Genomic DNA, 10,044 nt, shown 5'->3' with positions numbered 1-10,044 from the left:
TGCATAGTGTCTGTTTGGTGTTTCATATTCTACTACAGATGTGTTGATTGTGATTCCTCTTTCTCTCTCTTCTGGAGCTTTATCGATTTTATCATAATCAATTGATTCACCTGTTCCGTATTTTTTATTTAATACTAATGTAATTGCTGCTGTTGTTGTTGTTTTACCATGGTCAACGTGTCCTATTGTACCAATATTAATATGTGGTTTACTTCTTTCAAATGTTTCTTTACTCATTTCATCCTCCTAAATATTATAATTTTACTATACCATAAATTTAATAATTTTACTAGAATTAAGAACATTATACCGTTTTTTATTGAATAAATAAAAAATTTGCAATTTTTTAAAACAGGTAGTATACTTAATTAAGTGCCACTTTAGCTCAGTAGGTAGAGCGCATCCATGGTAAGGATGAGGTCCTCAGTTCGATTCTGGGAAGTGGCTCCATTTTATGCCCATTTTTACGGAATTTCAACGTTTGTATTGATAAAAATGCTAAGAAATTTGGAGAAATCCGACTGGTTTGGTAACACGTTGGTAACTGGTTGGTAACACAATAAAAAAATAACTAATGGTACAATATAGAGAATCAAGAAGAAAGTGATCTGCTTTCTTCTTTTTTTATTCTTTGTTAAATAGTGTTGGTAGATAAAATAAACACAATTATTTCCAAGGAAGTAAGAAAGTAGAACATACTACTTCTTGGTTTTTAATTTCTTAAAACTAGATTCCTACTTACAAAAACTCTAGTCCTAAAATTAACAAATGATCTAAAATAAATAGGCTTAATAGCTTAATAAAATTGTTAATCCCTTCAATAGAATCATTAGGATATTTATAAATAAAAGAATTCTCAATAAAATCTAAATACTCAAAATAAATATTAATAGACACATGCATCTTAAGATAAATCTTATCATTAAAATACATTAAATGTCTCTTAACACCCTTAATAAATTCATGATGAATATCACCCAAAAAAGATATATTATCCACTTTAATATTTAGTAAATTTGTAATAAAATAATCAATAGACATATTTAGTCTCCTTTTTAAGTTGTGGTTAATTAATTGTAAGGTAAATAATTAAATATGCCTTTTTTTCACTAAAAAATCAAGCGAAATCTTCTGTAAATTACAGACTACATTCCGCTCAAAATAGATTATTAGATTCAATATTTACAGAATTGAGTTCAGATATTGAACCACTTTTTTAAACTTAGAAAAAATAATTATAAAAATCTCCCGTTTTCTAAAAGTTTTTCATCATCTAGATACAGCGTCGGATTAAGAATTATCCCATCAAGGTGGCAACTTGCTTGGTTTTTCCCGCCAAATGATGTATTTGTACCAAAAGCTATATGAACAGTTCCATATATTTTTTCGTCTTCAAGAATCACTCCAGTAAGTCTTGCGGCAGAATTTGTTCCAATTCCAAGTTCTGCTATAGTGTGATTTTCTTCACTTACAAAGAGAATTGAAAGCTTATTGTCATCATCACCCTCTAATTTGACTATCTTGCCATTTTCTATTTCAACAAGCAATGGTTTTTTCAAAAGGCCTATTCCAACCATTGAACCATCAATTAACATTTTTCCATTTACACCAGTCTCAATAGGCGCTATATACGCTTCTCCAGAAGGCAAATTTCCGCCTTCGCCTTTATTTTTATATACGCCAGGGGAAGAAACACCAGACCTTCCGTCTAGGTTTAAATTTAAAGTATAGCCATCTTTTTCTATTCTTGCATATTTTGCCTTTGTAAGTTTTTCTGTAATTACCTCAGTTAACTTGATAACTTCATCATAATTGGCATTTATTGCACCGTTTTCGAACATATCTTCAGTAATTCCAGGCATGCTTGCAACTCTTGTACCTGATTTTAATGCATTTACTTTTGCATTTGTATGCGTCATTGAAACTGTAGTAGCTGCAATAACGACATCTACCGATTTCATTAGTTCTTCAACTTCTAAAGGTAATTGTTCCCCACTTACTCTTCTTGGTTTCATAACAAATAGATAAGATTCTTTCGCTATGTTTTTTGCTTCTTCATACAATTTATTTGCTATATTAATTTTGTTGTCATCAGTGAGTATTAAAACTTTTTCTTGTTCTTTTATACCCATTGCGTCAATTAAAACCTTTTTGTAACTGTTCAAAAAATCACCTCATTTCACTTATTATTTTGCCAATCAAGTTATTACCCAATACAACACTTTTTCCTGTTTTCTCAACAAAAAACTCTCTCATTTCCTTTGAATAACCCATACAATCCATAAAAACAACATCTGGATTTATTTTTTCAATATATTCTACTGCGTTTGAAAATTCTTTTTGATTTTTTGCATATGGAGATACGTTTATGCAATATAATTTTTCAATTATCGCTCCCCACTTCTCCTTTGATTGTGGAATTTGTGATTCATCCGGAACTAAAATCAATAGCGAACCATTTCCAACCAATTCTTTAACTACTGGAAAAATTAATCTTTGTGGAAAAATAATATTTTTCTCTGTAATAAATTTATGTTCAAAAACTCCTGTGCAAAGCATTAGAATTAAATCGGCATTTTTTTCTTCTTTGTAAATTATATCTTGTATTTTTTCCAAAATATATTTTTCTGCAAACTGAACATATTCATCAGATTTAAGTTTTGACTCTAAAACATAATCACTATCTTTGGGAGAAAAGTTTTTCTCAATATAGTCTTTTGACAAACCGTCTAATGCGCCTCGCTGAATAATATTAAATTCTTTCAGGTATTTGCCCATTGAAGATATAATGTCATTCCTTGGCGCTTGACCTATCGTTATACATAACAATGTCTTCATTTAATCACCTAGTGTTTGAAACTTTTTCATTGAACCATATTTTTGTAAAATTTTTTCATATTCTATTTTGTCGTAAAAATTGATTTTTCCTTTACCATAGGCTTTTGCAACTTCGACTACAAATCTTCCGCAAGCTTCCAATACACTCGGATGTGATGCGCCTGTAGCACATCCTGGAACCACTGTTTCTGTTGTAATTGCGACACCAACAACAGGTGCTTCAGTAGCTGTAGCAGGTTGTAAAATGCTGTTCAAATGATATAAGTCATTTCCATAAGGTGTAATGTCTTGTTCAGACAATGCAAATACTTTTGGAAGTTGTCCTGTGGTTATCTCCATTAAATCTAGCAAATCATCACTAACTTTTAAGATATATCCTTCTTTAACTGTTGGAGAAATTGCGAACCCATTATAGTTAATTATCCTATTTCCTTTTGTAGTATCAATGGATAAAACAGCATCAAAATCTCCTCTTACTTCTTCTTCATTTACCACTTGCATATCGACTGGAGAACCCATAAAAGGAACTGGTTCATGTGGTTGAGTAGGTGCGTCAGGGCAAATATGGGTTGAAACTATAATATCTCCATTTAAAAAGTCACCCTTGTTTTGCATATCAAGTAATTTTGCAGCAACTGATAAAGCAACAAGTGCACCATCTCCATCAGAAACTATTCCCAATCTTTCTGGTCTAGCTCCGATACCTCCAAGTCTTCCTAAAACGCCTAAAGTTGGCGCGTTTCCCCCTTCTGACTTTCCATTTTTACCTTTAATTTTTATCCTAATAAAATCGGTTGAGCCTTCTTCTCCTGAAATCGTATGTACTTCTATTTCAGTATCTCTTATTGATTTTAAATATTCCGCAACCTTTTCTCCTGTTATATCTGATGAATCTACTAAATTATACACATCGATTATTTGTTTAATTAGCATATCTTGTTCATATCTCCTTCCCAATTATTTTTGATACTTCATCGAGCAGTGTTCTTTCATGCATTGGCGAACCCAAAATTAACTTATCTGCTTTTACGCCTATAATAACCACTTTCATATTTTCTTCGACCTCAGCAGTTGTTACTGTATCATAATTCTTTTTATTGAAAGTCATTATTAAATCTGGGAAACTGTAAAGTCTTTTTTCTTTTTTATCAATAGTCATATATTCATTCCAAAACGTTAGTTGATAATCACCAACATTAAAGGAACCAATATCAAATCCTTCTTTCATATCCAATTTAAAGTTTTCGATTTTTCCTTCAGTAATTATCTCACCTCCTAAAAATTCAACTGCTGTTTCAATAGGGTTTCCATTCGTTTCTTTTACTTCAAGCATCTTTTCTCCTAGACTTAATGCTTTAGATATGGCACCAATAGCTCCGTTTTTCTTCAAATAACTTGCTTTTACTGAATTTCTAGCAACAACAACTAAGCCACCCGCATGAACCGCAGCCTCTCTTACAAGTTTTGCACAGTTATTAATATCCCCTCTAACAACTCCTCTAATATTCATTTTCTTCTCTGGATTTCCACCAGCATAAACCTGAATACTTTCATAACCTTCAACTTTATGGAGATTAAGGCTACCCATTATTCCAGTAGGATGAGCTCTTCCATTAGCTGGTGCATCTACAACAGGAACGTTTGAAATAACGCTTTGCATCCATCCGTTCACTGTAGCACCACCACCATTTTCTATTGTTATTACACCTTTTATATCTTTTCCTAATTCTTCACTCATTTTGCTGATTGTGTATAGATAATCATCTTGACTTACATATTGCTCTTTTGACGATGGAGCTCCTACAAGTGATGTACAAACAATTATATCTTCATCATCAAATTCATTTATGTCAGATAACCTTACCTCACCCTTTTCAAGAGCCAAAAGTCCGATTTTTTTACCTTGAACTTTTGATCCTCCTCCACCGCCTCCTAAGACACTACCACCTATGATTGCTTTTTCAACATCAATTTCATTTAATTTTTTCATAAAAATTCCTCCTAATACAAGCACCATAAGCCATTAACCCTTCAGCGTAAACACAATCGACAACCTTTAACCCAATTTCTTTTTCTATATACGGAGCAATCTTTATTGTTGAAAGTCCTGTGCAGGCAAAAACCAAAACTTCTGCACCTAAAGACTTTAGATTATGACAATGTTTCAATGCTCTTTCTCTACCAAAGTCTTTCATTAAATCTAGTGTGTTTTCAATTCCTTCGATATATGGCTTACCCACAATGTCATCACCAATAATCATTTTATAAGACTTTGGAACTTTTTTTGTAATTCCAACAACGCCAACTTTTTTTCCATAAATTTTACTAACCAATGAAGCACTTTCTCCCGCACCAATTACCGGAACTTTAACCTCTTTTCTTAACTCTTGTAAAGCAGGATCTCCAGCACAACTAATAATCACTGCATCTTTGTCAGTGTAATTTTCTTTTACAAGTTCAATTATTTTTGGTATAGCAATTATTTCGGTTTCTTCGTCATGTATACCTTCTGGCTGATCTTTGATAGCCATAGATTCAACTTCAATATTAGGGAAGTTTTTTTCTATAATTCTTCCGTGTGAGTTCATAAAATTTTGTCAAAGTTTGATAAAACTCTTACCAATCCTATTTTATACATAATAAATTCCTAAAATATCGAATTAATTAATCCTGCAATGAATCCATAAATACCGTCTCCTGCGATTAATCCTGCATCCCTAGTTTCCATAAATTCAGTTCCTATTGCCAATCTGACAATAACAGCTAAAATTACTCCTATTCCATACACTGGATTATTTATTAAAAGACCAGTTGCAAACAATACTCCTACCATTCTTGAGCTTCCAGAAATAGCTTGTATAATAAAGCCTGGTATTGCCCAAATCAACAACGTTTTGATCAATTCAGTATCAGCTTGAGCCTGAACAGTAGTTGCAAAAACTCTACTTACAGGTGGCATTAAATCTTGATTGAAATATACCGACATGGTTAAAGCTACAACCACCACACCGATTAATCCACCAACTGCTTCTATTATAACTTGTTGCTTTCTTCCATATAATTCATATTCTATATCTTCGCTTTTTCCTCTTAATATCCATCCAGTTTTTAAATCATATCCCATATCTGCAAAACATGGACCTACTGATGAAACAAATCCTGTCAATAATGCCAAAGGAACTACTTCAAATCCCATGAACATACCTATGGTCATAAATATAGTTGTAATTGCAAACGCCGGAAACCATCCCGAGTGCATAGCAGCCATCCCTACCAGAATCATAGCAACAACAGCAGAAAATGTTGTCCACAATACCCATAATATCAACTGAGAAACTCCCATATTAGTAATTATTCCAGAAACCGCCGCAAGTGCTAATGAAGATATTAAATATACAATTATTGCCACTAAAATTACTTTCTTTGTTTGAGACGCACTAACTGTTGTTTTAATATTTTCATTATTTTCTGTTTTAGGCTTTTTATCAGATTTGCTTATAATTAAAATAGATTGAATAAGCGCCATTAATCCTGCACCAATCATCACTCCATGTGGAATATAAGTATTTCCTAAATTAAATCCGAAAAGTTGTTCAGAATATCCTCTTATTAACAATCCAACTCCTAATGCTACCATGGAAAATATATTTGAAATAAATACAATTCCTATACCTGCTGCAGGTAAACCAAAATGACTAGCAACAGCCCCTACAATTAACCCTTCAAGTAATCTTTTTCCTTTATCTCCACCTTGGTCGCCAGCAATTATAGCGTCGGCAGTAGCAACTCCTGGAGGCCATGCTGCGCTAGCTGGAAAAACAGGCGTATCATACAATTTTCCAACTATTACTATTGAAACTACTACTCCTATAGCACTTCCTATTGCCATTGGAAATATCATTTCTTCTTTTCCTAATACAAAAAATATCGCACATGCTAGAAAGGTACAATTAGCTGAAGAGAAACCAGCAGCCGATACTGTCGTTTGTATCAAATTTTGTCTCTCAAGGGATTTAAATCCGCTTAAGTATTGTAAAGGTATTTTTGCTAATACCATCGCTACTATTGCCCCAATAATTGAAGTATTTGGCGTGAAACCAACTTTCGCAATTATCTGCATGCATATTATTGCAGAAAATACAGATAGAATAATTCCTAAAATGAACACCTTAGGTTCAAATGCACTAATTCTTTGTTTTTTCATACTACCCTCCTTAAACATAATAATAAATCATTTTGTTTAATTTTAATATATATAAAAACAAGAATATTAAAGTTATATTTTATGAAAAGTCATAAATACTCAAATGGGATATCAATTTAAGAATGAACAAATCGTCAAGTCTTGAAGTATCTAATCCTGTTATCTTACTTATTCTCAACAGTCTATATCTTAAAGTTTCTACATGTATATGAAGTTTTTCAGAACTTTCTTTTTTGCTCAAATTATTTCTTATGTATGTCGAAAGTGTATTTAACAATTCAGCGTTGTGCTCATCATCATAGTTTTTAAGTTTTTCTAAGATATCAAAAAGATAAAGCTTCATTTCTTCGTTTTCTAGAATTTCTAGTAATATTTTAAAGTTTACAGAGTTATCTAAGGTATCAACTTGCTCTTTTGAAATATTGCAAATATTACAAGCCTCTTTGTATGCTTGATTAATATTCTCTAATCTATTTTTTAGAGTTGATACTCCAATTTTTAAATCTTTGTAAGTGGCTGCAATTCTTTTTATCAAATCTGAAATAGGATCATTTTTGGAAAATACAAATGTTACCATATTATTTCCATCTTCCGTAAATAGAAATTTTTCATTTAGAGAAAATTCCATTATTTGGCGTATTCTAGAATTAGAATCTCTAGAATTTAACCATTTGAAATATATAGCGTAATAACTTTCTTCATACCAACCCATATATGACAAAATGCTATCTCTGAAACGTTCATCTAGTTTTTGTCCACTCAAAAGTATTTCCGTAATGATTCTATTATTAGCACTTTGTGCTAAAAGAATATTTTGTTCAGAAATCACTATATTTTTCAATAGTGAAATCGCATAATTAATACAGCTTTCTTGAAAATCCGTCAGATCTTCTTTGTTTTTCCCCTTAACTATTAGATAAGCAAATATATATCCCCTATGTTTAAGAGGAATATAGTAATTACTTTTTATCATTGAATTACCAAGTAGCTCACTAAATTTCTCATAGCATACATCTAGACCTGTTAATTTTCGTACTTCACTTATTATTTCTTCCATGCAGACTCCATCAGTCTGCTTGCTTAATAATTTATAGTAAGATTTTAATATATTTAGAATATTATCATTTACTTTATTAAATAATAAATCATAAAATTTATTAACAAGATCTGAGTAAACAGTTTCTCGCTCTAACAAAAAAACAGGAATACAATATTTATTTGCCTCATTTATTAATTCGTCAGATATAGAGCCGAAATATCTCCCAACTTTTATACCTATTGCCGCAACATTTTTTTCGTGCGCAGTTTTTATTAAATTTTCTTTATATTGCTCGTTACTAGTAAATGCATATCCTGCAGTAAGAACTAACTCATTTCCTTTTAGCCAATCCATTCCATCGGGAGTTTCCAATATTAAAATATTCTTTGCTTTATTTTCTAAACCATCTCGTCCAGCTATTAAAGTACTCTTATTTATATAATTTTTATCAACCAATTCTCTAACAGTTAAATAGTTTTCCAAAAAATCACCTCTTCTTAAGTTTTCTATATTTTAACTTACTATCATCTAAAAATGCAAATAACACTAATTTTCAAAAGAATAAATTAAAAAACCTATTGATGATTGCTTTTTAATTAAACAAAAAATATCAGTTTGCATCAACCATGAATAAGCTGAAACACAGACTATTTAACACAAAAAATTTTTATCAACTACAAGCTGGTTCCATTACTACACAAAACATACCTTTCATTATCCTTTGAGCTCCATGACTATAGCCTATGTAATTCTTTTTATTGAAACTTTTCTATTTTTACTTTCCAACTAGATCTTCATTAGTCGAACTCTTTGCATAACTATAGGGCACGTATCTACTAAGAAAGTATCTAAAGTAATAGAGAATATGTACACAAAACATATTCTAAATCTTTTATATCAACACTAAGCAAGAATCTTGATAAAGAAGTTAAACTATAGAGAATAGTAACTTAAATATAATAAAACATCCATAATTACTTTTAGACGTAGTTTACATAAAGTTAAGACAAAATCATAGAGTGGTGTCAAAAGCTTGCAATATTGCAATAAGAATAAACGAAAAAGAAAATAGAAAAATCATAGGATTAGACCTAAGTTATAGTGAAAGCGAGTATTCATGGTAAAATTTCTTCAAATATATAAAAACTAAAGCTCTATCTGTGCTTAAATGATAATATAATATACTCATAAAGCACTAGTAAATTTTACACGAAATTTTGGCTTTGACTATTTTTATTAAATTTAACTTATTGGTATTCTTATCTTTAAATATATGAATTCCCTGTATCCTTTTTTGGAAATAAACCTTGAGAAAGAATAATAATTTCTTATATTATTATCTTATTAGTAGCATAATCAAGATACTCCTCCGCCCAATAAGCATTATTAAGATGAGAATTTAGGCATTGTTTTCTGAAATTAACAAAGACCATACCTGATGATACAGGAGTTGGAGGAGTCCCACACATTATAGTCTGAGGATTTTTAGATGAGGTAACTGTATACTTTAAAGCCGACTCTTGATCATCAGTATACTCTTGAGCCTCATCAATTATTAAAAGGTCAAAGCCTTCTCCTAGTCCACCAGTAGAAGTCCTAGTTCTAAACTCCACCCTTCCACCAGTCTCTGGAATCTCCACACGTTCACGACCTGTAGCCCTTAAGGATTCATACTCAATGTTGGCATCATCTAAAACCCTGCATAACTTTTCCCAAGAAGCATGAGAAGTATTAGTCCTATGAGCAGTATGATTTACTACCTCCCCATTTAATAGAGCATAAAGCTCTCTCATAACTAAAATTTCAGACTTACCATTTCTTCTTGGCAAAGAATAACCACACTTGGTATGTGTCCATAACCCATCTTTATTTATGGCTAAGATATCTTTCAACAATAATCTTTGCCACTCCATGGTTTTTCTTTTAGATCCTTCATAAAGTTCTACACATTTTTTAAAATCAG

At 31.4% G+C, this 10,044-nt stretch carries 8 protein-coding genes, 1 tRNA gene and 2 pseudogenes; 2 read left to right on the top strand and 9 right to left on the bottom strand.

The window, feature by feature from the left end:
- Positions 1 to 237: GTP-binding protein (locus SOR60_RS09805; protein ID WP_320595012.1), on the bottom strand; the 237-nt coding region annotated here is incomplete at its 3' end.
- A gap of 137 nt (positions 238 to 374) precedes the next feature.
- Between SOR60_RS09805 and SOR60_RS09800 the strand changes: the two genes are divergently transcribed.
- Positions 375 to 450: transfer RNA gene (locus tag SOR60_RS09800), tRNA-Thr, on the top strand.
- A 785-nt stretch (positions 451 to 1,235) separates the two neighbouring features.
- On the opposite strand, the gene SOR60_RS09795 is transcribed toward SOR60_RS09800, so the two are convergent.
- The 7 genes from SOR60_RS09795 to SOR60_RS09765 form a co-directional block, all read right to left on the bottom strand.
- A complete protein-coding gene (locus tag SOR60_RS09795) occupies positions 1,236 to 2,165 on the bottom strand; it encodes an aminopeptidase (protein ID WP_229771184.1) in 930 nt (309 codons plus the stop codon).
- 4 nt (positions 2,166 to 2,169) lie between these two features.
- A complete protein-coding gene (locus tag SOR60_RS09790; protein ID WP_320595841.1) occupies positions 2,170 to 2,838 on the bottom strand; it encodes an AroM family protein in 669 nt (222 codons plus the stop codon).
- Positions 2,839 to 3,771: a DUF1177 domain-containing protein gene (locus SOR60_RS09785; RefSeq protein WP_320595840.1), complete on the bottom strand. Its 933-nt coding sequence runs from the start codon at positions 3,769 to 3,771 to the stop codon at positions 2,839 to 2,841. It lies immediately after the preceding gene.
- Positions 3,772 to 3,778: 7 nt separating this feature from the next.
- Complete coding sequence (locus SOR60_RS09780) at positions 3,779 to 4,828, bottom strand: S-methyl thiohydantoin desulfurase domain-containing protein (RefSeq protein ID WP_320595839.1); 1,050 nt, start codon at positions 4,826 to 4,828, stop codon at positions 3,779 to 3,781.
- Positions 4,812 to 5,426: an aspartate/glutamate racemase family protein gene (locus tag SOR60_RS09775; RefSeq protein WP_320595838.1), complete on the bottom strand. Its 615-nt coding sequence runs from the start codon at positions 5,424 to 5,426 to the stop codon at positions 4,812 to 4,814. The genes SOR60_RS09780 and SOR60_RS09775 overlap by 17 nt, the downstream gene beginning before the upstream one ends.
- Before the next feature lie 59 nt (positions 5,427 to 5,485).
- Positions 5,486 to 7,042 carry an OPT/YSL family transporter gene (locus SOR60_RS09770; protein WP_320595837.1) on the bottom strand — a complete coding sequence of 519 codons (1,557 nt, stop codon included), beginning with the start codon at positions 7,040 to 7,042 and terminating at the stop codon, positions 5,486 to 5,488.
- Between the two features lie 79 nt (positions 7,043 to 7,121).
- Positions 7,122 to 8,564, bottom strand: a complete 1,443-nt coding sequence (locus SOR60_RS09765) for a PucR family transcriptional regulator (protein ID WP_320595836.1) — start codon at positions 8,562 to 8,564, stop codon at positions 7,122 to 7,124.
- A 346-nt stretch (positions 8,565 to 8,910) separates the two neighbouring features.
- Here SOR60_RS09765 and SOR60_RS10605 point away from each other — a divergent pair.
- Positions 8,911 to 9,202 (top strand): annotated as a pseudogene (locus SOR60_RS10605) (transposase); the annotation flags it as partial.
- A gap of 207 nt (positions 9,203 to 9,409) precedes the next feature.
- On the opposite strand, the pseudogene SOR60_RS09760 reads toward SOR60_RS10605, so the two are convergent.
- Positions 9,410 to 10,044: pseudogene (locus SOR60_RS09760) on the bottom strand (terminase); the annotation flags it as partial.

Origin of the sequence: Anaerococcus porci (assembly GCF_034090325.1) — a bacterium.
GTDB classification, from domain to species: domain Bacteria; phylum Bacillota; class Clostridia; order Tissierellales; family Peptoniphilaceae; genus Anaerococcus; species Anaerococcus porci.
Note: the sequence above shows the minus strand (reverse complement) of the source record. Positions and strands in the feature narration are given on the sequence as shown.

What these genes read in the sequence shown, in the direction of transcription:
- SOR60_RS09770 (WP_320595837.1), bottom strand. Translation starts at nt 7,042, where the DNA reads ATGAAAAAACAAAGAATTAGTGCATTTGAACCTAAGGTGTTCATTTTA.
- SOR60_RS09790 (WP_320595841.1), bottom strand. Translation starts at nt 2,838, where the DNA reads ATGAAGACATTGTTATGTATAACGATAGGTCAAGCGCCAAGGAATGAC.
- SOR60_RS09785 (WP_320595840.1), bottom strand. Translation starts at nt 3,771, where the DNA reads ATGCTAATTAAACAAATAATCGATGTGTATAATTTAGTAGATTCATCA.
- SOR60_RS09775 (WP_320595838.1), bottom strand. Translation starts at nt 5,426, where the DNA reads ATGAACTCACACGGAAGAATTATAGAAAAAAACTTCCCTAATATTGAA.
- SOR60_RS09780 (WP_320595839.1), bottom strand. Translation starts at nt 4,828, where the DNA reads ATGAAAAAATTAAATGAAATTGATGTTGAAAAAGCAATCATAGGTGGT.